Source organism: Mesorhizobium sp. BR1-1-6 (assembly GCF_020165355.1).
Classification (GTDB): Bacteria; Pseudomonadota; Alphaproteobacteria; order Rhizobiales; family Rhizobiaceae; genus Mesorhizobium.
The window spans coordinates 76,075-97,947 of the sequence record NZ_JAIUHZ010000015.1 but is presented as its reverse complement, the minus strand read 5'-3'; the positions used below and the strand labels follow the sequence as shown (position 1 = coordinate 97,947).

The window sequence follows — 21,873 nt, the reverse complement described above, 5'->3', positions numbered from 1 at the left end:
TTCGATTTTGCTGGGTGGCGAGAGGAGCCGGCTCAGAGCCACTCGATGTCGTTGAAGCCGCGCGCGATATAGCCGCCCTTGGAATAGGATTCGCCCTCATAGCCAAAGACCGGCCAGACCTCCTTCTGGTTGTAGAGGCTGACGACGAGGCCCCCGCGCACCGCCTGGAAGAAAGGCGTGGCTTCGACCTGCTTCAGCACTGCGACACGCTGATCCTCCCAACCAAGGTTCCGGTAGCCGCCCTTGCCGGACCTCTTGTCGAGATCGGCGATGCCGTTCTCGATGAGATCCCTATGTGCGGCATCCTTGCCGGCCTGCTCGTCATGGCTCTTGACCGCGACGGCGTAATATTTGTCGGGAAGCTGATCGTGCGGGTAGACGTCCCGCGCCATCTGGATCAGCGTCGCCATCGTCTCCGGCTTCAGCGCCGATGTTTCGAGGCCCCAGGCATGTTCCGGGCTGATGACCGCGCTGCCGGAAATGACGAGCAAGGCTCCGACGCCGCTGCGCTTCAGAAGCTCGCGCCGCGAAAGCCCGGGCCTGCTTTCATAGATCGTGACCATATTTTCCTCCCTGCTTGCTGGTTGCATCCATGGGATGCCTTGGCTGGCGCCGCGCACACGCGGCCGCGATCTCTACTGGAACCTGCCTCCTCGTTGCAGAACCTCGATCCTGTAGCCGTCCGGATCCTCGATGAAGAAGAAGCGTGCGATCAGCGAACCGTCACGGTTGAATTCGACGATCTTCTTCGGGTTGAGGCCGAGCGCGCCGAGCCGGTCGTGCTCGCCGTCGAGATCGACGACCGAAACCGCGAGATGGCCGTAGCCATCGCCAAGCGCATAAGGCTCCTGCCGACCCTTGTTCACGGTCAGTTCGACTTCGAATTGCGTCTCGGCATTGCTGAGGTAGATGAGCGTGAACGTGTCGAAATCCAGCCTTTCGGCGACATCGAGGCCGAAGGCATTTCTGTAGAAATCGACGGAGCGGGTCTCGTCGAGAACCCGGATCATGGTGTGAATTGCCTTCGCCAAATCAGTCCTCGCCACTCGATGCTTCGAAGATGATTATGCGCGGCGACGGCAAAAGATGGTGGCAGCCGGTTACCACGCTTCGAAGATCGACTCGCCTGACAATCGCAAGGACGAAAGTCCGATTGCTGTTCAGCCGATTTTGCCGGAGAATGCTGTTGGGGACAAAGGCCGCGTCGCCTCTGGCGGCAAAAGCATCTGTCCACCCAAAATCAACGCCAAAAATCAACGAACGTGGGAGGTTGTCGGATGTGCAGGGTATTTGCGGCCCAGGACCCCGAAGGTTATCGCCAGATCAACCGGTCGATCCGCATCGACGGATATTCGACCAGCATCCAGCTTGAGGCGACGTTTTGGGCACTGCTCGACGAAATCGCCGAAAGCCAGGACCTGACGACGCCGAAATTCATCTCGAAACTCTATGACGAGGCCATCGAGATCAATGGCGAGATTCCCAACTTCGCCTCCATGCTGCGCACCACCTGCGCGCTCTATCTGCGCAGCCACCGGCCGGGCATGGAAGACCAGATGCCGCCGAAATGGGAAGCCGCCTGAAGATCCAGAAAAGTGCCCCCCGGCTTTGTGTTCGGAATGCATCAGGAACTGGGGCGGCTCGGCGGGCCTATCACGCACCGGGCCGATCGGCGGCGGCGATTTCCAGCGCCAGCCGCGTCATGTCGGTAAAAAGATCCTGGCGCTCTGCATATTGGGTCTGTTCGCCGCTGTCGATATCGTCGACCACCGTGCAGATCGATAGCGCACGGGCCCCGAAATGCCTGGAAATGCGATAGAGCGCACTGGTCTCCATGTCCACGGCCAGCGCGCCGGCTGCCTGCGCATCGGCAAAACGGGCGCGTCCCTCCGGATGGTGGAAGACGTCGCTGCATGCCGTCAACCCGGCACGATGGTCGATGCCGAGTTCGGCCGCCTTCGCCAATGCGCGAGCAAACAGCGCCGGGTCCGGCCCGGCTGCTGCGTCATAGAGGCCGAAAACCTGACCGCTTCGGGCGCTTTCGGGCCGCACCGATTGCGAGATGACGAGGCTGCGCAGTTTTACGTCAGCGGTCAGCCCGCCGCAGGTGCCAGTACGGATCAAGGTCCGCACGCCATAGCCGTCCAGCAGTTCATGCGCATAGATCAGAAAGGAGGACCCGCCGATGCCGGTCGCCTGGATGCTGATTGGCTGACCACGAAACAGGCCAGTGAAGCCAAGGGCCCCGCGCCGGCGGTTGATGCAGCGCGGGGCCTCCAGGAATGTCATGGCCATCCATTCGGCGCGCTGGGGGTCGCCCGGCAACAGCACAATGTCGGCGTAGTCACCCTTGCTGGCTTCGATGTGTGGCGTCAACAGCTCGTCCCTGCCGTTTCATCCACAATCATGGCCTTGTCGCGGTATTGCGCAAGAGGCATTCGGGAACGCTAATACACGGAAACTTCGTTTCAGGACGACAATATCACGAAAACAAAGAGTTAAAGCGGCCGGCGACTCTATCAAAGTCGTAGCGGTGGCGACACGCCGGAAGTGCTTCAGCTTGGAGGAGAACCGCTCGATCAGGTTGCGCTCGCGATAGAGCCGCCCGCTGAAGCAAGGCTTCACTTGGTTGCTCTTCGGCGGGATGTTCGGCCGGCGGTCAGGCCGAGCCGCACCAATTGCAGGCTGATGAAGACGCGCGGCGCGTCTTCATCAGCCGACGCGCTCCAAGCGCTCATGATGCGAAGCTGGTTGAGCGCGAAAGCTCCTCCCACGCGCTGATTTCGCCCCGCATCGCGTCGAGCTTCTGGTCGACCAGCCCCAGCGCGTCGTCGCCCAGGAACAGCCGTACCGGCGGGTTCGCGGCATCGACCAGCACGAGCAACGCCTGCGCGGCCTTGGCCGGATCGCCCGGTTGGTTGCCGCTCTTGGCCTGTCGCGCGGCGCGGATCGGGTCCATGACCGCGTCATAGTCGGCAATGCTGCGCGGCGTGCGATCCATCGAGCGTCCGGCCCAATCCGTGCGGAATTGGCCGGGAGCGAGCGCCGTCACCCGAATTCCAAAGCCTGCCACTTCCTTGCCGAGCGCTTCGGAAATGCCTTCGAGCGCGAATTTGCTTCCGCAATAGAAGGTGATCCCGGGCATGGTGATGAAGCCGCCCATGGACGTGACGTTGATGATATGGCCGCGACGCCGCTCGCGCATGCCCGGCAGCACCGCCTTGATCATCGCGACGGGCCCGAAGACGTTGGCGGCGAACTGGCGCTGGAGATCGTCCATGGAGGACTCCTCCAGCACGCCCTCATGGCCGTAACCGGCGTTGTTCACCAGCACGTCGATTAGACCCGCCTGCCGTTCCGCCGCGGTGACAGCCGCCGGGACCGTCTCGAAATCGGTCACGTCCAGCAAGAGCGGGTGGGCGCGATCGGGCGCGAGCGCGGCGAAGATCTCGGCGTCGGCTTCCCGCCGCACGGTGCCGATCACCCGATGGCCCGCTTCAAGCGCGCCTCTTGCAAATGCTCGCCCCAGCCCGGAGCTGACACCGGTGATGAGGAATGTCTTAGGGGTGGAAGTCATGGTTCACTCCGGGCTATGATTGAAACTATATCATGATATAGATAACAGCATGACACCAAACAAGACCAAGGTTGCTCCGACCGCCACGCGGGGTGAGCCGCTTCGCCGGCGTGTGATCGATGCGGCGGAGCGACTGCTCCGACAGGGTAAGGCCGATTTCTCGATGCGCGACCTCGCCACCGAGGCCGGAGTCAGTTTCGCGACGCCGTTCAATCAGTTCGGGAGCAAGGCCGCGATCATGCATGCCCTTTCGCGGCGGCGGATCGATACGATGGCCCAGCGCTTTGCCGGGATGTCACCGCCTGCCGATGCCGCAGGCCGCGTGCTGTTGGCCATCGATACCGCGGTCGAGGTGATGCTGGAGGAGCCGGAGATAAACCGGGCCGTGATGGGATGGATCGGCACGGCCGGCCCGTCCCCCGGAAAGGTCCTAGCGCACTCCACAACCTTGTGGTCGCTGGCCCTTGGAGCGGGCGAAGGCTTGATCGCGGCCGGCAGGCAGGAGGCGCTGCGCAGTTTGCCGGAGCAGCTCGCATTTGCCTTTCGTGGGGTCCTGTCATTCTGGACCGCCGGCGAACTGCCGGATGAGGCGCTTGCCTCGAAGGCGCGAGAGATCGCAAAAACCTTGCTGCTCGGATTTGCTGAACGGCCGCTATTCGGCGATTCCGCCTCCTAAGCTGCCCTCCGGGAACCACCAATCTCGGCCATTTCCCGATTTATGGGTTCACGGCCTAAGACTCCAGCATGTCCTTGACGATCGTTGCCAACTGCTTGAGCGAAAACGGTTTCGGCAGGAATCCGAAATGCGCGTCCGCCGGCAGGTTCCTGGCGAATGCATCCTCGGCATAGCCGGACACGAAGACGAACTTGATGTCCGGCTGGCGCTTGCGCAGTTCGCCGAGCAGCGTCGGCCCGTCCATCTCCGGCATCACCACATCCGAAACCACGATGTCGACCTTGCCGCCGAGCGCTTCGAACACTTCCAGCGCCTCGACTCCGGAGGACGCTTCGTGCACGGTATAGCCGCGCGAGGTCAGTGCCCGCATGCCGCCCATGCGCACCGCATCCTCGTCCTCGACCAGCAGCACCGTGGCCGAGCCGGACAAATCCTTGCCTGTCTCGGCCGACTTGGCAGGCACCGCTGCCGGTGCTTCCCCGGGTTCGCCTGCCTTCTTTGCCTCGGCGATGTGGCGCGGCAGGAAGATGCGGAAGACCGAACCCTTGCCGACCTCGGAATCGCAGAAGATAAAGCCGCCGGTCTGCTTGATGATGCCGTAGACCATGGACAGGCCAAGGCCGGTGCCCTTGCCGACTTCCTTGGTGGTGAAGAACGGTTCGAATATCTTCTTCAGCACGTCGGGCGCGATGCCGCTGCCGGTGTCCTCGACCTCGGCCACCACATAGTCCGCCGGAGTGAGTTCCCGGTAGGGAAAAGTCTTGCACTCGTCGGCGGTCACATTGCGGGTGCGCACCGTGAGGTCGCCGCCCGCCGGCATTGCATCGCGCGCGTTGACCGCCAGGTTGACCACCACCTGCTCGAACTGGCCGATATCGACCTTGACCGGCCAAAGATCGCGACCGTGATCGATCTTCAGCTTGATGTCGTTGCCGACCAGACGGGCGAGCAACATCCTGAGATCGGCGAGCACGTCGGTGAGGTTCAGCACTTCCGGCCGCAGCGTCTGCTTGCGCGAAAAGGCCAGCAACTGCCGCACCAGCGAGGCTGCCCGGTTGGCATTCTGCTTGATGTTCATGATGTCGGGGAAGGATGGGTCCGACGGCCGATGGTTGGTCAGAAGCAGATCAGACGCCATGATGATGGCGGTCAGCACATTGTTGAAGTCGTGCGCGATGCCGCCGGCAAGCTGGCCGACCGCCTGCATCTTCTGGCTTTGCGCCATCTGCCCTTCGAGCGCCTTCTGCTCCGTCGTCTCGACGGCGTAGACGATGGCCGACTCCTCGGCCCCCTCGCCGCCTGTGCCGTCGGCGACCGCATTGACGTAAAAACGGATGTGGCGCTCCTCATTGCCGGGCAGAAGCGTGTCGATCGGCTCGATATCGGCCTGCCGCTGCCTTGCCTTTTCGAAGGCCGCGGCAAAGGCCGGGCGGTCACGTTCGTGGATGACGGTGTCGAGCCGCATGCGGCGATCGACGGCGTCCCGGTCGACGACCGATGAAAACAGCGAAAGGAACGGCGCATTGGTGCGCAGGATGCGCCCGCTGGCGTCGACGCCGGCGATCGCCATCGGCGTCGAGTTGAAGAAGCGGGTGAACCGCACTTCCGAAGCGCGCAGGTCCGCCGAGGCGTCCTCGCCTTGCGTGCGGTTGAGCACGATCGTGCGCGTCGGACCGTTGAGGCCTTCGCGGCTGGCTGAAACGCGATGCATGAAGCGCACCGGCAGCGCCTCGCCCGTCATTGTCGTGAGGTCGAGATCGATGACCGCGTTGCGCGTCGTACCGGGGTCGGCCTTGACCGAGCGCACCAGCGCCATGCCGTCGCCGGCGACGATCTCCGGCAGGGAGACGGCGCCGGGCGTGAAGCTGGCAAGGTCGATGCCCAGCCATTCGGCGAGCGTGGCGTTGATATAGGTGACGCGGCCTTCCTGGTCGGCGGAAAAGAAGCCGGCGGGCGCGTGGTCGAGATGATCGATCGCCTTCTGCAGGTCCAGGAAGAAACGCTCCTGCTCGGCGCGTTCCTGCGAAATGTCGGCAAGTTGCCAGGCGAGCATCGGCGGCCGCTGGCCCGGCACGCTGAAAGCGCGGGCGCGGGCGCGATACCAGCGCGCGCCTGGCTCAGCGCCAGGCTTGATCGACTGCGCGAGCCGGAACTCGCCGTCGCCCGGCTGGCCGTCACGCAGGCCGGAGGCCAGTCGGTAGATGGTGACCGAAGCTTCCGGAACATCCGAAAGCAGCCCTTCGACCGTCTTCAGGTCGGCCGCGGAAGAGGCTCCGGTCATGTCGGCATAGGCGCGGTTGGCATAGACCACGCGGCCCTTGGTGTCCGTGACCAGAAGGCCCTGCGACATCGAATCGACGAATGCTTTCGACAGTTCGTCGCCCGTCGAGCGTGGCGTGATCTGCACGAAGCCAATTGCCGTGGCGAATAGGAAGCCGACGCCGATCATCGCCAGCACGCCGAGCATGCCCAGCAGGAAAGGGTCGCCGAGCCGCTCGCGAAACAGGCCGAAAACGATCGCGGCCCCCGTCAGGACGGCAATGAAGATGACGAGCCGGGTGACGGCGCCCGGCCGCGTGTTCTGATCGACGATCGGTACCGGATAGAAATCGCCGCGCGTTTCCTTGGCCATGTGCCCCCTGCTCTTGAAGTCCGGTGTTCCGATACTCGCCGCAATGTGTGCCGACGCCCGCCCCTGTCGGGTTGAATCATATTCTCCTGGTCCCGAAAAGGCCCGGGCGGCAAATGTCAGATAAAAATGATGTCGGCCGGCCCTCCAGTGTTTCAAGCTGTTCATGAAGCGTGAAAGGCAACTTGCGGCAGCCCGCCGCAACGGTCTAGTGTCGCGTCACTTCCAAACCGATCAGGGGGAACCAATGCTGCAATGGCTGGATAGCGTAGCGGGCCCCGGCTATGTAGCGGCACTGCTGTGGACCTTCGCGGCGCTGGTCCTGCTGGTTATCGTCCTCATCATCGTCAAACTCGTTCGCAACCTGACCTTCGGCACCTTTGTCGCGGGCGGCCGGAACCGCAAGACGCGGCTTGCGGTCATGGACGCCACCGCCGTCGACAGCCATCGCCGCCTGGTGCTGGTGCGCCGCGACGACATCGAGCATCTGCTTTTGATCGGCGGCCCGACCGATGTCGTCGTCGAGCGTGACATCCGCCTTTCTGCGCCACGCCGTCCCGCGCTGACCGGAGATGGCGGTTCGCAGCAGCCTGTCGCGGTGGCAAAGCCGCGTGCGCCTCAGCCCACCCCGGCGCCGGCGAGACAGGCACCTGCTCCGCAGCCGGTGAGTGCAGCGCCACCCGCCCGCCAGCGCGCTCCGGAGCCGGTGCCGAAGCCGGCGGCGCAGGGTTATCAGCCGACCAATGTCACGCCGCTGCCTTCCTACGGCTCCGCAAACGTCAATGCCGTCCGGCATGCCCCGCCGCCGGCTTCACCACCGCCGGGGCAGGAAAGCATCGATGAAACGCTGATGAAGGAACTCGAGGTTTCGCTCGACCAGCCCCGCTCGAGCAGTCCGGCGACCAAGCCGGTGGCAAAAACACCGCCGTCGCTCGACGATGAGATGACCAGGCTTCTGGGCGAACTCTCCAGCCAGAAAAGATGAGCAGCGCTTGCGCCCGGTCCGAAAAACCGATCGGGGTTTTGCGCGCATCGCCCGGGTTCTGAAAAAAGAAATGGCCGGAAAACCGGCCATTTCGAGAGCGATATCGCTGAAATCTTCTTGAATGCAGACCGCAGGCTAATCGTCGCGATAGACCTTCTCGCGGCGCTCGTGCCGCTCCTGCGCTTCGATCGACAAGGTTGCAATCGGGCGGGCATCCAGCCGCTTCAGCGCGATCGGTTCGCCGGTCTCCTCGCAATAGCCGTAAGTGCCTTCCTCGATGCGCTGCAAGGCCGAATCGATCTTTGCGATGAGTTTCCGCTGGCGGTCGCGCGCCCTGAGTTCGATGGCGCGGTCGGTTTCCGAAGAGGCGCGGTCGGCTAGATCGGGATGATTGGCGTTTTCCTGCTGTAGGATTTCGAGGGTTTCGCGCGCTTCGCGCAATATGTCATTCTTCCAGGTGACGAGCTTTGAGCGGAAGTAGGATTTCTGCCGCTCGTTCATGAACGGCTCGTCTTCGGAGGGTACGTAATCGGCGGTAACGGCATCGTTCATTCGACTCACCCAAACAGCCCCAAATTTGGCGCCTATATATTCGCGGTCAAACGCCTGCACAAGCGCAATCGATTACCGATTCACGCAATTGTTAATCTGCCTCGATGAGCGCGATTGAGGTGATTCGGGCTGGTCTTAGGTACCGGATCCTTCGAACTGGCGGCCGCCGGCTGATGATTCGTCATGTCTGAAAAACGACTGCCATTGTGCGCCACGCCGTTCTTATGGCTAATCACAGCACGGTTCGGGCTGTTGGCACGGTGGAGGTTGGGTGAGCAGGCTTTATCTGTTGAGGCACGCCAAAGCCGGATGGGCGCTGCCCGGCATGCGTGATTTCGATCGCCCTCTCGATGCGTCCGGCCGCGCTGATGCGGAGGCGATGGGCATCGCCATGCGGTCGCGCTCCTATGTGCCCGATCTGACGCTTTGCTCCACAGCCCGGCGCGCGAAGGAGACGCTGGAAGGCGTGGCCGGTCGGGCCGACACCGGCCGGGTTCTGTTCGTCGACGCGCTCTACAGCGAGGACGCGGCCGCGTACCTCAGCCTCATCCGGGACAATGGTGGGGTGGGTTCGATGCTGCTCGTCGGCCACAATCCGATGACGGAGGATCTCGCCATGGCGGTGTCCGGCGATGGCGAGGAAAGCGCCCGCGCCATGCTCAATCATGGTTTCCCGACCTCGGGCCTGGCGGTCGTGCGCTTCAGCGGCGATCTTGCCGGGGCCGCCCAGGGTGCCGGCTATCTCGAGGCATTCCTGACGCCGGCTGACCTCTGACGCCATTTCAAACCAGCACGGCAACGCCTATATCGGACCTGTCGCAGCATCGAGAGACAATTTTGGCGTCATCGCTGACCACTTTCACCGACGAGGCGAGAATTGCGCTCGACACGCTTTCGGGCCGCGCCAGCGGGCTATTTTCGCCGTCGCTGCGGCTGGGCGTCACGGGTCTTTCCAGGGCGGGCAAGACGGTTTTCATCTCGGCGCTGGTCCACAACCTTATTCACGGCGGGCGCCTGCCGCTGTTCGAGGCGCAGAAATCCGGGCGCATCGCGCGCGCTTTCCTCGAAGAGCAGCCCGACGACGCGGTGCCGCGATTCCAGTACGAGGACCATATCGCCGCCTTGGTGAACGACCGCGTCTGGCCCGATTCGACACGCGCCATCTCCGAATTGCGGCTGACCATCGAATATGAATCGGCTTCCGGCTGGAACAGGATGTTTTCCTCCGGAAAACTGTCGGTCGACATCGTCGACTATCCCGGCGAATGGCTGCTCGACCTGCCGCTGCTCGGCAAGTCCTTCGCCGATTTTTCGCGCGAAGCCCTTGAAATGGCTGCGTTGCCGGTGCGCGAGGATCTGTCGCGCGCCTGGCGGGCGCTATCGGCCGAGATCGACCCGAACGCCGATGCCGAGGAGATGACGGCGCGCCGCCTGGCCGAGGATTTCGCCGCCTATCTCAAAGCCTGCAAGCTCGACGAGCGGGCGCTTTCGACTTTGCCGCCGGGCCGTTTCCTGATGCCTGGCGATCTCGAAGGCTCGCCCGCATTGACCTTCGCGCCTCTGGCCAGCCTGGGCGACAAGCGCCCGCGCAGCGGCTCGCTGCATGCGATGATGGAAAGGCGCTACGAGGCCTACAAGACCCATGTCGTCAAACCCTTCTTCCGCGAATACATCACCCGGCTCGACCGCCAGATCGTGCTGATCGACGCCATGCAGGCGCTGAACGCCGGCCCCGGAGCCATGGCCGACCTGGAGCGCGCGGTGACCGAGATCCTCGCCTGTTTCCGTCCTGGACGCGGCAGCTTCCTCACCGATCTTTTCTCGCGGCGCATCGATCGTATCCTGATCGCCGCCACCAAGGCCGACCACCTGCATCACGACAGCCATGACCGCTTGCAGGCGATCGTGCGGCGGCTGGCAGACCGCGCCGTGGCGCGGGCGAATTTCACCGGCGCCGGCGTCGACGTCGTCGCCATGGCGGCGGTGCGCGCAACACGGGAAGGCACCGTCAAACAGGGCCGCGAGACATTGCCGGTCATCATCGGCACACCGCTCGCGGGCGAGACAATCAATGGCGACACCTTTGACGGGAAAGCTGAAACGGCCATATTTCCCGGTGATTTACCGGAGAAAATTGATGCTGTCTTCGAAGCTCCCGGGGGAGCGCACAGGCAGGACAATACCGACCCGGCGATCCGCTTCGTGCGTTTTCGCCCGCCAAAACTCGAGCGCACGGCCGAGGGCGTCATGCTGTCACTGCCGCATATCCGGCTCGACCGTGCCTTGCAGTTCCTGATCGGAGACCATCTGGCATGACCGCGCCCCGCAAGCCGGCGGCATTCCGCATCGAACCGGAGGCCACATCGCAGCAGGACGCGGCGCAGGCGCGCCGTGCCCAGGCCGGGGCGCCGGAGGCGCGCCGTGTCCAGACCGACACACAGCGCAAGCCCCGCGCGGTGAAGAGCGATGTCGCGCTGGTCATCCCGTCGGAGATCGACGTGTTCGACGAGCCGGACATCGTCGCTGCCGAACCGCCGCCGGCGGTCGCTCGCAGGAAACGTTCATTGCTTGGCTCCATCTTCTTCGGCGCGTTCGGGGTGCTGGTTTCGCTGGCCATCGGCCTGTGGACCGATCAGCTCATTCGCGATCTGTTCGCGCGCGCCGAGTGGCTGGGTTGGCTGGCCGCCGGCATGGCTGCCGTCGCCGTGCTGGCGCTGGTGGTGATCCTGATTCGCGAGTTCCTGGCGATCGCCCGGCTTGCCGAGGTCGAAAAGCTGCAGAAACGTGCGCTCGATGCGATTGCACGCGACGATCCCAAGGCGGCGCGATTGGTGGTCGACGAGCTGTCGGCCTTCGTCGCGGCCAAACCCGAAACGGCCGCGGGCAGGCGCGCGCTGGCCGATCTGCGCGACGAGATCATCGATGGCGCCAATCTGGTGCGTCTCGCTGAGGCGGAGATCCTTGGCCCTCTCGACGCCAGGGCCAAGATCATGATCCTGGAAGCCGCCAAACGCGTGTCGCTGGTGACGGCCGTCAGTCCGCGTGCGCTCGTCGACGTAGCCTATGTCGTGTTCGAGGCCGGGCGCCTCATCCGGCGCCTTTCGGAACTCTATGGCGGGCGGCCGGGAACACTGGGTTTCTTTCGCCTGGCGCGCAGCGTGCTGGCGCATCTGGCGGTCACCGGTTCGATCGCCGTCGGCGACAGTTTCGTCCAGCAGATCGTCGGCCACGGCCTGGCTGCGCGCCTCTCCGCCAAGCTCGGCGAAGGCGTCGTCAACGGCATGATGACGGCGCGCATCGGCATCGCCGCGATGGAGACGGCGCGCCCCCTGCCCTTCAGTGCGGCAAAACGGCCGGGACTGGGTGATTTCCTCTCCGCGCTGACATCGTTCGCAAGCAGGAAGGAAAGCGAGAACACCCCGCCTGGCAAGTGAACGACAACCTTGGCAGTGACGAAGCATTAACCAATCTTGTTCATGGTCGCACTGGTTCCAAAACAGCCTCTTTGTTGCCGGGTGTCGTCGATGAAAAGCGTAATTCTGTCCAGCCTGTTGCCCCTGGCGGTTGCGATCACCACTGTCGCCGGCATTGCCGCACAGGCGTCCGCGGCGGAGCCGGACAAGCAGTTCTTCCGGTCCGCCGAAGGCAAGTGGGTGGGCCCGGGCGAGATCGTCGCCGGCAAATACAAGGGCACGAAGTTCAATTGCAGCTTCACCGGCTCGACGCCCGACGGCAAGATGGGCATGACGCTCGACGGCGGCTGCCGTGTGGGCATGTTCACCCAGCCGATGTCGGCCAAGATCGAGCGCAAGGGGCGCGATTACAAGGGCTCCTTCATGGGCGGCGCGGCCGGTGCCGGCCTCGATATCATCGGCGGCAATGTGGTCGATGCCCGCAAGGTGGTGTTCACCATCAACCGCAACCAGCTGCGCGGCGTCATGCAGGCACGCATCCCCGACGACAATTCGATGACGGTGACGGTTGCAGTGCGCGTCGCGGACCAGCTGGTGCCGGTGATCGGCATGAGCCTGAAGCGGGTCGACGCGATCGAAGTCGGCTCCATCGCGCCGAACTGAGCGCGTATCAACCGCCTGTAACCAAACACAAAAAGAGACGGCGGCCCATCGCCACCGCCTCCTTTTGAAGACGTCGATAGGAACGATCAGCCCTTGATCGCCGCCGTCACCTCATCATAGGCCTTGCAGGCGTCGGCCAGGGTCGTGGTGCCCTGATATTTGGTCGTCACCTCTTGCACCTTGGCCGTCAGATCGGCCGCCTTGGACGGATCCTTGGTAACCGCCTCCTGCAGCGCGGCGGCCATGTCCTGCGCCTTCTTGGTGGCGACCTCGGCCGTGCACTCAGGCGCCTTGGAGCAAGCCGAGCCGGCGAGCACCGCCAGGCCGACGGCAACGAGCAAAAACTTCTTCATGTCAGTCATCTCCTCAAAAAGGGCGCGGCTTGATCGCCACACCCTCCACTGGCCGAAGCCGAGCGTGCTTAACCTCCGATTGCAGCCAGACGCAACGCGGCCTCGCGCTCAACTTGTGTAACGTGCCTGCAACATTGCCCGCCGCAGGATTCGGGCTGTTACATGCCCGCCGAAGCCCCTATCCTTGGGGCGCTGGCGCCTGATCCGAGGCGTCTTGACCCGACCGCACAGGCTGCGGTCCTCAAACGAGCGGAATGGCGGGAATGGCGGCAGAGGCAGCGGGCAGCGAGCTTGTTCAGGTGGTGGCGCTGCTCGCCGCGGGTGTTGTCGCCGTTCCGATCTTCAAACGTATGGGCCTGGGTTCGATTCTCGGCTATCTGGCCGCGGGCGTGGTGATCGGCCCGTTCGGCATCGGTGTGTTTTCCGAATCGGGAGCCATCCTCCACGTCGCCGAGCTCGGCGTCGTGATGTTCCTGTTCATTATCGGGCTGGAGATGCAGCCGTCGCGGCTCTGGGGCTTGCGCCGCGAGATCTTCGGCCTGGGCGCGCTTCAGGTCGGGGTCTGCGCGGTCTTGCTGACCGGTGTGGGAATAGCCGGAGGCTTTTCCATCGCGCAATCCTTCGTCGCCGGAGCCGGCTTCGTGCTGACCTCGACGGCGATCGTCATGCAGCTTCTGGAAGAGCGCGGCGAAATCGCCTCGCCCAAGGGCCAGCGCATCGTCTCCATCCTGCTGCTGGAGGATCTGGCGATCGTGCCGCTGCTGGCCCTGATCGCGTTCCTGGCGCCAGGCGGCACCGACACCAGCCTGTCGGAGCGGCTGGCCGAGGTCGGTATCGGCCTTGCCGCGATCATCGGCCTGGTGCTGGCCGGACGTTTTCTGCTCAACCCTTTCTTCCGTATCCTGGCGGATGCCCGCGCTCGCGAGGTGATGACGGCGGCCGCCCTTCTGGTCGTTCTCGGATCCGCCCTTGCCATGCAGCTCAGCGGCCTGTCGATGGCGATGGGCGCGTTCCTGGCCGGCGTGCTGCTGTCCGAATCGACCTTCCGCCACCAGCTCGAAGCCGATATCGAACCGTTTCGCGGCATCCTGCTCGGTCTGTTCTTTCTCGCCGTGGGCATGTCGCTCGACCTGCATGTGGTGGTTCAGAACTGGCGGCTGATCGCCGTCTATGTCGTTGCCTACATGGTCATGAAGGCGCTCGGCATCTACATCGTCGCCCGCATCCTGAAGTCGGGCCATCGCGAGGCGCTGGAACGCGCCGTCTTCATGGCGCAAGGCGGCGAATTCGCCTTCGTCCTCTATTCGGCCGCCGCTTCCGTCGGCATCATCGACGGCCAGGCCAACGCGACGCTGACGGCCATCGTCATCATCTCCATGGTGCTGACGCCGCTGGCGATCGTCGCGTTGCGGTATCTGACGCCGCGCGACGAGCTGTCGCTGGATGGCGTCGACGTCGCCGAAGGGCTGACCGGCAGCGTGCTGATCATCGGATTCGGCCGCTTCGGCCAGATCGCCAGCCAGCCATTGCTGCTGCGCGGCATCGACGTGTCGATCATCGACAACGATGTCGAGATGATCCAGGCGGCGGCCGATTTCGGCTTCAAGGTCTACTACGGCGACGGCACGCGGCTGGACATCCTGCACGCTGCCGGTGCCGGGCGCGCACGCGCCGTGCTCATCTGCGTCGACAAACCCGATGCCGCCGTACGCATCGCCGAGCTCGTCAAAGCCGAGTTTCCCTTGCTCACCGTGCTGGCGCGCGCCTTCGACCGAGGCACCGCGCTACAGCTCATCCGCACAGGCGTCGACTATCAGCTGCGTGAAACATTCGAATCGGCGCTGGTTTTTGGCGGTTCGACGCTGGAGGCCCTGGGCGTCGACCCGGAAGACGTCGCCGAGGTGGTCGAAGATGTCCGCCGCCGCGACACCGCCCGCTTCGAGACGCAACTCGCCGAAGGCATCCGCTCCGGACAGCGCTTCCTGAAGGGCAATATCGGCACGCCGATCCCGACGCCGCTCTCCACGCCGCGCCGCCCCGGCCAGGCGCTCAACGAGGAAACGGCCGGCGTTCTGCACAAGTCCGAGCCGGCGGATTGATAGGAGAAAAGCATGGATTTGGACAGCGGAGCCCTGTCGGTCACCAGATTCTGGCGTGATGCCGGAGCGGACGCATGGTTCGAGAAAAGCGATGTTTTCGACGGCGATTTCCGCAACCGCTTTCTTGAGCTGCATTACGCGGCCGCACGGCGCGAATGCGACGGCTGGTCGGAGCATGCCGAAGGCTCGCTGGCGTTGATGATCCTGCTCGATCAGTTTCCGCGCAACTGCTTTCGCGGCACCGGCCACATGTACGCCACGGACCCGCTGGCGAAGCATTTCGCCCAAAAAGCTGTGACGGCCGGCCAGGACCTGGCGCTCGAACCGGAAGTGCGGGTGTTCCTGTATCTGCCGTTCGAACATTCGGAATTGCTCGCCGACCAGGAACGGTCGGTCGAGCTCACCGCGGCCAACGCGCCGGACTACCTCAAATACGCCGAAGAACACCTCGACATCATCCGGCGCTTCGGCCGTTTTCCGCACCGCAACAAGATGCTCGGCCGGGAAACCACGCCGGAGGAAAAAACCTTTCTGGACGATGGCGGGTTCTCAGGCTGACGCTGGTCTATCCAGCCACCAGTCGCGGCCCGACGGCAGGCGTTCGATACCGGCCGCATCGACGGCGGCCAGCCGCTCCGAGACGCTTCGCCCGCTTACCGCAAGATCGGGCGCGATCTCGGCCAGCGGCGCCAGCACGAAGGCACGTTCAAGCATGCGCGGATGCGGCACTTCCAAGCCGGTTTCGTGGATGACGCGGTCGCCGAAAACCAGGATGTCGATATCGATCAGGCGCGGCCCCCAGCGCTCCTCGCGCACGCGCTTCAGCTTGCGCTCTGCATCGAGGCACAGGTCGAGCAATGCCCGCGGCGAGAGCCGTGTCGAGAGTTCCGCGGCGGCGTTCAGGAAGTCGGGCTGGTCGAGCTTGCCCCAGGGCGGCGTGCGGTAGAGCGAGGACACCGCGGCCACGCGAGTGGCGGCATCGGCGTCGAGCAGGCGCAGCGCCGCCGCCATCGAACTCGCCGGATCGCCGAGATTGCCGCCAAGGCTGAGATAGACGGTGTTACTGCGGCCAGACAACGGTCACCTCGACGTAATCGAGCACGCCGGGCACCGGCGCATTCGGCTTGCGGACCGTGATTTCGGCTTTCCTGATCTGCGGGAAGCGTTCCGTCAGGGCTTTTGCGACTTCCAGGGCCAGCGCCTCGATCAGGAAGCGCCTGTGTCCGGTGATGATCTCCTCGATCACCGTGAAGGCAACGCCGTAGTTGACGGTTTCCCCGATGGCATCGTCGACCAGCGCGCGCCCGGGCTCCACGGTGAGCGAGGCGTCGACATAGAAGCGCTGGCCGAGCGCCTCCTCCTCGTCCAGCACCCCGTGCCGGGCAAAGAAGGCGCAATTCTTCAGGCGGATGACATACATGGTTCAGCGTTCCGAAGCGGCGGTTTCGCGCGCCAGCATAGCATCCGCCACGGCCAGCGCGTCCACGTTGATTGCGACATCGTGGACGCGAAACAGGTCGGCGCCCTTCAATCTCAGTATGACGCTCGTCGCCGCAGTCCCAGCCCCTCTTTCGGCGGCATCGCGGCCCGTGACGGTGCCGATGAAGCGTTTTCGCGAGGTTCCGGCCATCAGCGGAAATCCGAGGGCGTTGAGCTCGGAAAACCGCGCCATCAGGTCGAGGTTATCCTCGGCCGTCTCCTTGGCGAAGCCGAAGCCGGCATCGAGAACGATATGATCGTCGGCGATGCCGTGTCGGCGGGCGATTTCAAGCGATTTTTCGAGGAACGCGAACTGGTCGGCGATGACGTCGGGCAGTTTCCGGCGATCCCGCCCGGTATGCATGATGATGAGCCCCGCGCCGGTTTCGGCTGCGATACGCGCAATGTCCGGCTCGCGCTGCAAGCCCCAGACGTCGTTGACGATATGCGCCCCGGCCGCGACGGCAAGCCGCGCGGTCTCGGCGCGATAGGTGTCGACCGAAATCAGCACCTCGCCGGAACCCGCCAGCGCCTCGATCACCGGCAGGATGCGCGCCTGCTCCTCGCCTGCCGTGATCGCGGACGCGCCCGGCCTGGTCGATTCACCGCCGACATCGACGACCAGGGCGCCTTCGCCCAGCATGCGGCGCGCCTGGACCAGCGCGTTCTCGGCGGCATCGAACAGACCGCCGTCGGAAAAACTGTCGGGCGTGACATTGAGAATGCCGACCACCACGGCCTTGTCGCCAAGGTCGAGATGGCGTCCGTGCGCCAACTGCCATCGCCTCGCCGTCATTGCTCATCAACCATGGGGCTCATCAACCGTGTGGCTCATCAACCATGTGGCTCATCAACCATGTGTGATCCGCACCAGATCAATTCCGTTGCGCCGGCAATGGCCGTAAAGCAAGGTAGGGCGAGAGGCAACCAGATGAAACGAACCCTGCTTTGCGCATTGCTGCTTGCCGCCACCGCCGTTCCGGCGGGCGCGGCCAATCTCGTCAAGACATACAGCTACTTCGCGGTTGGCGGCAGGACGCTAGAAGACATCGAGGCGCAGCTTTCCAAACGCGGTCCGCAGGTGAAGAGCACGGGCTCGCGGCATCCCGGCGCCACACAGATGGCCTTCACCACGCGCATCAGCTATGCCGGGCAGTCCGGCTCCTGCCGGATCGCCGACGCCGCCGTGACCCTCAAGGTCAAGGTCATCCTTCCCGAATGGAGCCGCCCACGCAAGGCCGACGCGGATGTGCGGCTGTTCTGGGACACGCTGTCGGCCGACATCAAGCGCCATGAGGAACGCCATGTCGAGATCGCCAAGAATCACGCCCGCGAACTGGAAGATGCGCTGAAAGCAGCCTATCCGCAGAAGGACTGCGATGCGGCGAAGGCCAAGGCCGCCCAGATCACCGCCGCCATTCTCGCCAGACACGACCGTGCCCAGGTGCAGTTCGATCGTGTCGAAAGCGTCAATTTCGAAAGCCGCATCCTGCGGCTCCTGCGCTATCGCGTCGAGCGCATCGGCAACGGCCGGTTGCCGCCGACCTGAATGTCCTGATGCATGTCGCCTAAAGGGGCGGCGGTGCGAGCCAACCGGGCCGAAGCGTAGTGCCAGCTTCGAAAAATTTTCGGGCAACGGTCGAAATCGGCCTATACGGGACGACATATCAGGGGTTGGCAAGGGCACGACCTTTCAAACACGAGCATCACGACCGATCGCGCCGCGGATGCAACCCGGCTAGCCCAGCCGACGCAGCGGACGGCGCGCGCAAGCATATGGACGAAAGACTATGGACCAGGCTGTCGACAAGCAGGCCGTGGCGGCCGCGAGCGCGCCGCTGACGGAAAGCGAGAAGAACGCCATTATCGGCGGCGTTCTCCTGTCGATGCTGCTGGCAGCACTTGACCAGACCATTGTGGCGCCGGCCATGCCGACCATCGCGCGAGCGCTCGGCCACGCCGAGTACCTGCCCTGGATAGTGACCGGATATCTCCTGACCGCAACCGCCATGGCGCCGCTCTACGGCAAGATCTCCGACGTCTACGGCCGCCGGCCGACCGTCTATGGCGCGATCCTCATCTTCCTCGCCGGCTCGTTGGTCAGTGCGATGGCGCCCAACATGTTCGTGCTGGTGATCGGCCGCGCGATCCAGGGCGCCGGCGGCGGCGGGCTTTTTGCCCTGGCGCAGACCGTCATCGGCGACCTTGTGCCGCCACGCGAGCGGGCACGCTATGCGGCCTGGATCTCGGGCACATGGGCAGTCGCCAGCATCGCCGGGCCGTTGCTCGGCGGCACGTTCGCCGAACATCTCCATTGGTCGCTGATCTTCTGGATCAACATTCCGCTCGGCATCCTGGCCATGGCCATCATCAACAAGCCGCTGCGCAAGCTGCCGGTCGCGGCAAGACGGCACCGCATAGACGGGCTCGGCGCGCTGCTTCTCGTCGCCGCCACGGCCCTGCTGCTTCTGGCGTTGAACTGGGGCGGCAGCGAATACCCCTGGCTGTCGACGGAGATCCTCGGGCTGATCGCCAGTTCCCTGGTCCTGTGGGGCGCCTTTGCGCTGCGGCTGCTGCGCGCAACCGAGCCGCTGATTTCGCTCGAGGTACTGAGCAACCCGATCGTCCTTGCCGGCACGCTCTCCATGTTCCTTCTGCAGGCGGCCAATATCGGCCTGTCTGTCTACTTGCCGGTCTATCTCCAGTCGGTCATCGGCCTGTCGGCAAGCGAATCCGGCACCGCCCTCCTGGGGCTGATGCTTGGCACGGTGGCCGGCGCGACATTCAGCGGGCGCACCATTCCGCGTTTCGTCCATTACAAGCGGATCGCCATCTTCGGATTGGCCTTCGCCGTTCTATGCCTCGGCGTCCTCAGCCTGGTGGCGGGGCACGCCTCGCTGCTGGTTGTCGAGATCCTGACGACGTGCGTCGGGCTCGGCAGCGGAACCACCTTTCCGGTGGCCACGGTGTCTGTCCAGAACGCCGTCGACCCCAGGCACCTTGGCGTCGCCACCGGCGTGCTGACGTTCCTGCGCTCGCTGGGCAGCGCGCTCGGCGTTGCTATCCTCGGTGCGGTCGCCCTGGGCAACGGGCTGCCGCTGGCGGGCGAAGGCGCGCAGGCGACCGGCGCCGGTGCCGAAGCTGCCGCCTTCGGGCTGATCTTCGTCGCCGCCGTGGTGATGTTGGTCATGGCGCTGCTGACGCTCAGCCTGATGCCCGAAAAACCGCTGCGCGGCCATCCCGAGGCCCCCGTGCTGGCGGACTGAAGCGATACGCGTCAGGAGGCATCCACCACACCGAGCTTCTTCTGCAGGCTGGAGGAGGAGGTCGTGTATTGGAAGACGATGCGTTCGCCCGGGCTGACGATGCGCTTGGCGGCCTGGGCCATCAGCGCGACCTCGTGAAAGCCCGACAGGATGAGCTTCAGCTTGCCGGGATACCAATTGATGTCGCCGACCGCGAAGATGCCCGGGACCGACGTCTGGAACTTCTCGGTGTCGACCGGAATCAGGTTCTCGTGAAGGTTGATCCCCCATTCCGCAATCGGTCCGAGCTTCATGGTCAGGCCGAAGAAGGGCAGCATCCGCGTGCAAGGAATTTCGATGTCGCCCTCCGGCCCCTTGATCAGGGCGGACGACAGTTGGCCGGCGGCGCCGGTCAAGCCGGTCACTTGCCCGACCTGGAAATCCAGCTGCTTCATCTCCTGCATGGCGTACATCTTGTTGACGCTGTCGGGGGCGGCGCGGAACTCCGGGCGCCGGTGGACCAGGGTCACGCTTTTTGCCACCGGCTGCAAATTGAGCGTCCAGTCCAGCGCCGAATCGCCGCCGCCAACGATAACGAGGTCGTGGCCGCGAAAGTCTTCCATCCGGCGCACCGAATAGAAGACGCTCTTGCCCTCATAGGGTTCGATGCCCGGGATGGGCGGGCGTTTCGGCTGGAACGAGCCGCCGCCGGCGGCGATCACCACCACCTTGGCCTCGAACACCTCGTTCTCGTCGGTGGTGACGCGAAAGCCGCCGTCCTCCAACCTCTCCAGGCTGGAGACCATGCGATTGTAGGTGAAATCAGGCTTGAACGGCGCGATCTGCTCGAGCAGCTTGTCGACCAGCCCTTGCGCCGAGATCGACGGCCAGCCGGGAATGTCATAGATCGGCTTTTCCGGATAGAGTTCCGCGCATTGGCCGCCGGGCCGGTCGAGGATGTCGATCAGGTGGCACTTCATGTCGAACAGGCCGAGCTCGAACACGGCGAACAGGCCGACCGGCCCTGCCCCGACAATGAGTACGTCTGTCCTGGTGATGCCGGTCATGGTGCGCGCCTCGCTGCTGGATTGGCGTGAGACTGCATGACCTCCGGCTTGCTGCCAAGCGGCAGCCGCAAAAATCAGAGCTGCGAACTCGGGTTGCAAGGGATGGACGACTGCCAGTCCGGCTGCCCCGCCACCTTTTCATGGCAGGGCAGCTTCTCACGATAGGAATTTTTTCTTGACGGGGTGCCCGCAACTATGGTAGATATTTGGTTATGGTGCTGAGTTGCGCCGGAGGCCCGCCGCACAGGCGGGTTTTCCATTCAAGGCGACGTCAACAGCCGGCCCCCAAGGAACCCCCTGCCCGGATTCATTGCCTCGGGCAAAAATCGGCTTTTAGCCTTGGCGCTCGGGCACCCGCACCACCAGTCCGTCGAGCGCGTCGCGCACCTTGATCTGGCACGATAGCCGCGAATTCGGCTGGACGTCGTAGGCAAAGTCCAGCATGTCCTCTTCCATTGCTTCCGGCTCGCCGACTTCCGCCGTCCAGGCCTCGTCGACATAGACGTGGCAGGTTGCACAGGCGCAGGCGCCGCCGCACTCCGCTTCGATACCCGGCACGGCATTGCGGATGGCGTTTTCCATGACCGTCGAGCCGTTCTCGGCATCCACGTCGAAATGTGTGCCGTCATGGGCAATGAAGGTCAGTTTGGTCATTTGTCACCTGAGGGAGTTTCCGCCGAGATAATCACTCGGGCACACAAGTCAACTGCGGCGAGAAAGCGCCGCTCGGTGACGTTTTTCCGCAAACGGGTCTAGCGGTTGATGGCGGCGATGAAATCGCGCACTTCGTCGATCAGTTTGCCGAGCCGCGTAAGCGTCTGGCTGTCTTCCGGCTGCCGTTCTATCTCGGTGGCGCAATCGGCAATGGCAAAGGCCCCGACACCACGCGCCGAACCCTTCAGGCCGTGCGCCAGGAGCAGCCGGTCCTTGATGTCCGCATCGATTATCCTGTCGCGCACCGACAGCGCCTGTTGTACAAAGAGCGCCAGCACCTCCTGTTCGAGGCCGCGGTCGCCCATCGTCTGCCGCGCAAGGTGTGCCAAATCGATCGGTCGGGACCGCCTCGTTCCCGATACATCGCCCCCGGGCATTGAGAAGGCAATGCCGCTTTCGCCACGCATGAACTCGAACTCCG

At 64.1% G+C, this 21,873-nt stretch carries 24 protein-coding genes and 1 pseudogene; 11 read left to right on the top strand and 14 right to left on the bottom strand.

The window, feature by feature from the left end; genetic code table 11:
- Positions 1-32: 32 nt before the first annotated feature.
- The gene (locus tag LB545_RS23285) at positions 33-563 is read right to left on the bottom strand and encodes a gluconate 2-dehydrogenase subunit 3 family protein (protein WP_224705907.1); all 531 of its coding nucleotides are present in this window, start codon (positions 561-563) and stop codon (positions 33-35) included.
- Positions 564-635: 72 nt separating this feature from the next.
- A complete protein-coding gene (locus LB545_RS23280) occupies positions 636-1,031 on the bottom strand; it encodes a VOC family protein (RefSeq protein WP_140498876.1) in 396 nt (131 codons plus the stop codon).
- A gap of 246 nt (positions 1,032-1,277) precedes the next feature.
- On the opposite strand from LB545_RS23280, the gene LB545_RS23275 reads away from it, so the two are divergent.
- Positions 1,278-1,583, top strand: a complete 306-nt coding sequence (locus LB545_RS23275; protein WP_140498878.1) for a ribbon-helix-helix domain-containing protein — start codon at positions 1,278-1,280, stop codon at positions 1,581-1,583.
- A gap of 70 nt (positions 1,584-1,653) precedes the next feature.
- Here LB545_RS23275 and LB545_RS23270 read toward each other — a convergent pair whose 3' ends face one another.
- The 3 genes and pseudogenes from LB545_RS23270 to LB545_RS23260 all read right to left on the bottom strand — a co-directional run bounded on the left by LB545_RS23270 (position 1,654) and on the right by LB545_RS23260 (position 3,577).
- On the bottom strand, positions 1,654-2,376 hold the full coding sequence (locus LB545_RS23270) for a DeoD-type purine-nucleoside phosphorylase (RefSeq protein ID WP_140498880.1): 723 nt from the start codon (positions 2,374-2,376) through the stop codon (positions 1,654-1,656).
- A 156-nt stretch (positions 2,377-2,532) separates the two neighbouring features.
- Positions 2,533-2,649, bottom strand: a pseudogene (locus LB545_RS23265) (IS5/IS1182 family transposase); the annotation flags it as partial.
- Positions 2,650-2,734: 85 nt separating this feature from the next.
- Complete coding sequence (locus LB545_RS23260) at positions 2,735-3,577, bottom strand: oxidoreductase (protein WP_140498882.1); 843 nt, start codon at positions 3,575-3,577, stop codon at positions 2,735-2,737.
- A gap of 49 nt (positions 3,578-3,626) precedes the next feature.
- On the opposite strand from LB545_RS23260, the gene LB545_RS23255 reads away from it, so the two are divergent.
- The gene (locus tag LB545_RS23255; RefSeq protein ID WP_140498884.1) at positions 3,627-4,253 is read left to right on the top strand and encodes a TetR/AcrR family transcriptional regulator; all 627 of its coding nucleotides are present in this window, start codon (positions 3,627-3,629) and stop codon (positions 4,251-4,253) included.
- A 55-nt stretch (positions 4,254-4,308) separates the two neighbouring features.
- Here LB545_RS23255 and cckA read toward each other — a convergent pair whose 3' ends face one another.
- Positions 4,309-6,885 carry a cell cycle histidine kinase CckA gene (gene cckA / locus LB545_RS23250; RefSeq protein ID WP_140557782.1) on the bottom strand — a complete coding sequence of 859 codons (2,577 nt, stop codon included), beginning with the start codon at positions 6,883-6,885 and terminating at the stop codon, positions 4,309-4,311.
- 244 nt (positions 6,886-7,129) lie between these two features.
- Here cckA and LB545_RS23245 point away from each other — a divergent pair, with 244 nt between their 5' ends.
- Entirely contained in the window at positions 7,130-7,867 is a 738-nt protein-coding gene (locus tag LB545_RS23245) for a flagellar biosynthetic protein FliO (protein WP_181167579.1), read from the top strand.
- 135 nt (positions 7,868-8,002) lie between these two features.
- Here LB545_RS23245 and dksA read toward each other — a convergent pair whose 3' ends face one another.
- The gene (dksA, locus tag LB545_RS23240) at positions 8,003-8,419 is read right to left on the bottom strand and encodes an RNA polymerase-binding protein DksA (protein WP_140498888.1); all 417 of its coding nucleotides are present in this window, start codon (positions 8,417-8,419) and stop codon (positions 8,003-8,005) included.
- 271 nt (positions 8,420-8,690) lie between these two features.
- Here dksA and LB545_RS23235 point away from each other — a divergent pair, with 271 nt between their 5' ends.
- From LB545_RS23235 to LB545_RS23220, 4 genes are all read left to right on the top strand, one after another.
- Positions 8,691-9,194, top strand: coding sequence for a SixA phosphatase family protein (locus tag LB545_RS23235; protein ID WP_140498890.1), 504 nt, complete (start codon positions 8,691-8,693; stop codon positions 9,192-9,194).
- 62 nt (positions 9,195-9,256) lie between these two features.
- Complete coding sequence (locus LB545_RS23230) at positions 9,257-10,735, top strand: YcjX family protein (protein ID WP_224705906.1); 1,479 nt, start codon at positions 9,257-9,259, stop codon at positions 10,733-10,735.
- Positions 10,732-11,853, top strand: coding sequence for a YcjF family protein (locus LB545_RS23225; protein WP_140498894.1), 1,122 nt, complete (start codon positions 10,732-10,734; stop codon positions 11,851-11,853). The genes LB545_RS23230 and LB545_RS23225 overlap by 4 nt, the downstream gene beginning before the upstream one ends.
- A gap of 90 nt (positions 11,854-11,943) precedes the next feature.
- Positions 11,944-12,495, top strand: a complete 552-nt coding sequence (locus tag LB545_RS23220; protein WP_140498896.1) for a hypothetical protein — start codon at positions 11,944-11,946, stop codon at positions 12,493-12,495.
- An 86-nt stretch (positions 12,496-12,581) separates the two neighbouring features.
- Here the strand turns inward: LB545_RS23220 and LB545_RS23215 are convergent, their stop codons facing one another.
- Positions 12,582-12,848, bottom strand: a complete 267-nt coding sequence (locus tag LB545_RS23215) for a hypothetical protein (protein ID WP_140547541.1) — start codon at positions 12,846-12,848, stop codon at positions 12,582-12,584.
- A gap of 263 nt (positions 12,849-13,111) precedes the next feature.
- Between LB545_RS23215 and LB545_RS23210 the strand changes: the two genes are divergently transcribed.
- Complete coding sequence (locus tag LB545_RS23210; RefSeq protein WP_140515288.1) at positions 13,112-14,947, top strand: monovalent cation:proton antiporter-2 (CPA2) family protein; 1,836 nt, start codon at positions 13,112-13,114, stop codon at positions 14,945-14,947.
- Positions 14,948-14,959: 12 nt separating this feature from the next.
- The gene (locus LB545_RS23205) at positions 14,960-15,505 is read left to right on the top strand and encodes a DUF924 family protein (protein ID WP_224705905.1); all 546 of its coding nucleotides are present in this window, start codon (positions 14,960-14,962) and stop codon (positions 15,503-15,505) included.
- Here the strand turns inward: LB545_RS23205 and folK are convergent.
- The 3 genes from folK to folP are packed head-to-tail and all read right to left on the bottom strand — an operon-like array spanning position 15,497 to position 17,222.
- Entirely contained in the window at positions 15,497-16,024 is a 528-nt protein-coding gene (gene folK / locus LB545_RS23200; protein ID WP_140498903.1) for a 2-amino-4-hydroxy-6-hydroxymethyldihydropteridine diphosphokinase, read from the bottom strand. The genes LB545_RS23205 and folK overlap by 9 nt on opposite strands.
- Positions 16,008-16,367 (bottom strand): dihydroneopterin aldolase, encoded by a 360-nt coding sequence (gene folB, locus LB545_RS23195; RefSeq protein WP_140498905.1) that lies wholly within the window; start codon positions 16,365-16,367, stop codon positions 16,008-16,010. The genes folK and folB overlap by 17 nt, the downstream gene beginning before the upstream one ends.
- A gap of 3 nt (positions 16,368-16,370) precedes the next feature.
- Positions 16,371-17,222, bottom strand: a complete 852-nt coding sequence (gene folP / locus LB545_RS23190; protein WP_224705904.1) for a dihydropteroate synthase — start codon at positions 17,220-17,222, stop codon at positions 16,371-16,373.
- 135 nt (positions 17,223-17,357) lie between these two features.
- Here folP and LB545_RS23185 point away from each other — a divergent pair, with 135 nt between their 5' ends.
- Both LB545_RS23185 and LB545_RS23180 read left to right on the top strand, forming a co-directional pair.
- A complete protein-coding gene (locus LB545_RS23185) occupies positions 17,358-17,975 on the top strand; it encodes a DUF922 domain-containing Zn-dependent protease (protein ID WP_224705903.1) in 618 nt (205 codons plus the stop codon).
- Positions 17,976-18,216: 241 nt separating this feature from the next.
- Positions 18,217-19,692 (top strand): MDR family MFS transporter, encoded by a 1,476-nt coding sequence (locus LB545_RS23180; RefSeq protein WP_224705902.1) that lies wholly within the window; start codon positions 18,217-18,219, stop codon positions 19,690-19,692.
- Between the two features lie 11 nt (positions 19,693-19,703).
- Here LB545_RS23180 and LB545_RS23175 read toward each other — a convergent pair whose 3' ends face one another.
- The 3 genes from LB545_RS23175 to LB545_RS23165 all read right to left on the bottom strand — a co-directional run bounded on the left by LB545_RS23175 (position 19,704) and on the right by LB545_RS23165 (position 21,859).
- Entirely contained in the window at positions 19,704-20,738 is a 1,035-nt protein-coding gene (locus tag LB545_RS23175) for an NAD(P)/FAD-dependent oxidoreductase (protein WP_140633137.1), read from the bottom strand.
- Positions 20,739-21,071: 333 nt separating this feature from the next.
- A complete protein-coding gene (locus LB545_RS23170) occupies positions 21,072-21,392 on the bottom strand; it encodes a 2Fe-2S iron-sulfur cluster-binding protein (RefSeq protein WP_137931040.1) in 321 nt (106 codons plus the stop codon).
- Between the two features lie 98 nt (positions 21,393-21,490).
- Positions 21,491-21,859, bottom strand: a complete 369-nt coding sequence (locus LB545_RS23165) for an Hpt domain-containing protein (RefSeq protein ID WP_224705901.1) — start codon at positions 21,857-21,859, stop codon at positions 21,491-21,493.
- Positions 21,860-21,873 lie beyond the last annotated feature (14 nt).

Excerpts from the sequence above, each read along its gene's own strand:
- LB545_RS23260 (WP_140498882.1), bottom strand. The coding sequence starts at position 3,577 with ATGACTTCCACCCCTAAGACATTCCTCATCACCGGTGTCAGCTCCGGG.
- dksA (WP_140498888.1), bottom strand. The coding sequence starts at position 8,419 with ATGAACGATGCCGTTACCGCCGATTACGTACCCTCCGAAGACGAGCCG.
- LB545_RS23220 (WP_140498896.1), top strand. The coding sequence starts at position 11,944 with ATGAAAAGCGTAATTCTGTCCAGCCTGTTGCCCCTGGCGGTTGCGATC.
- LB545_RS23185 (WP_224705903.1), top strand. The coding sequence starts at position 17,358 with ATGAAACGAACCCTGCTTTGCGCATTGCTGCTTGCCGCCACCGCCGTT.
- folP (WP_224705904.1), bottom strand. The coding sequence starts at position 17,222 with ATGACGGCGAGGCGATGGCAGTTGGCGCACGGACGCCATCTCGACCTT.
- LB545_RS23210 (WP_140515288.1), top strand. The coding sequence starts at position 13,112 with ATGGCGGCAGAGGCAGCGGGCAGCGAGCTTGTTCAGGTGGTGGCGCTG.
- LB545_RS23165 (WP_224705901.1), bottom strand. The coding sequence starts at position 21,859 with ATGCGTGGCGAAAGCGGCATTGCCTTCTCAATGCCCGGGGGCGATGTA.
- LB545_RS23285 (WP_224705907.1), bottom strand. The coding sequence starts at position 563 with ATGGTCACGATCTATGAAAGCAGGCCCGGGCTTTCGCGGCGCGAGCTT.
- LB545_RS23170 (WP_137931040.1), bottom strand. The coding sequence starts at position 21,392 with ATGACCAAACTGACCTTCATTGCCCATGACGGCACACATTTCGACGTG.
- LB545_RS23255 (WP_140498884.1), top strand. The coding sequence starts at position 3,627 with ATGACACCAAACAAGACCAAGGTTGCTCCGACCGCCACGCGGGGTGAG.
- LB545_RS23205 (WP_224705905.1), top strand. The coding sequence starts at position 14,960 with ATGGATTTGGACAGCGGAGCCCTGTCGGTCACCAGATTCTGGCGTGAT.
- LB545_RS23215 (WP_140547541.1), bottom strand. The coding sequence starts at position 12,848 with ATGAAGAAGTTTTTGCTCGTTGCCGTCGGCCTGGCGGTGCTCGCCGGC.
- folB (WP_140498905.1), bottom strand. The coding sequence starts at position 16,367 with ATGTATGTCATCCGCCTGAAGAATTGCGCCTTCTTTGCCCGGCACGGG.
- cckA (WP_140557782.1), bottom strand. The coding sequence starts at position 6,885 with ATGGCCAAGGAAACGCGCGGCGATTTCTATCCGGTACCGATCGTCGAT.
- LB545_RS23245 (WP_181167579.1), top strand. The coding sequence starts at position 7,130 with ATGCTGCAATGGCTGGATAGCGTAGCGGGCCCCGGCTATGTAGCGGCA.
- LB545_RS23175 (WP_140633137.1), bottom strand. The coding sequence starts at position 20,738 with ATGACCGGCATCACCAGGACAGACGTACTCATTGTCGGGGCAGGGCCG.
- LB545_RS23180 (WP_224705902.1), top strand. The coding sequence starts at position 18,217 with ATGGACCAGGCTGTCGACAAGCAGGCCGTGGCGGCCGCGAGCGCGCCG.
- LB545_RS23275 (WP_140498878.1), top strand. The coding sequence starts at position 1,278 with ATGTGCAGGGTATTTGCGGCCCAGGACCCCGAAGGTTATCGCCAGATC.
- LB545_RS23225 (WP_140498894.1), top strand. The coding sequence starts at position 10,732 with ATGACCGCGCCCCGCAAGCCGGCGGCATTCCGCATCGAACCGGAGGCC.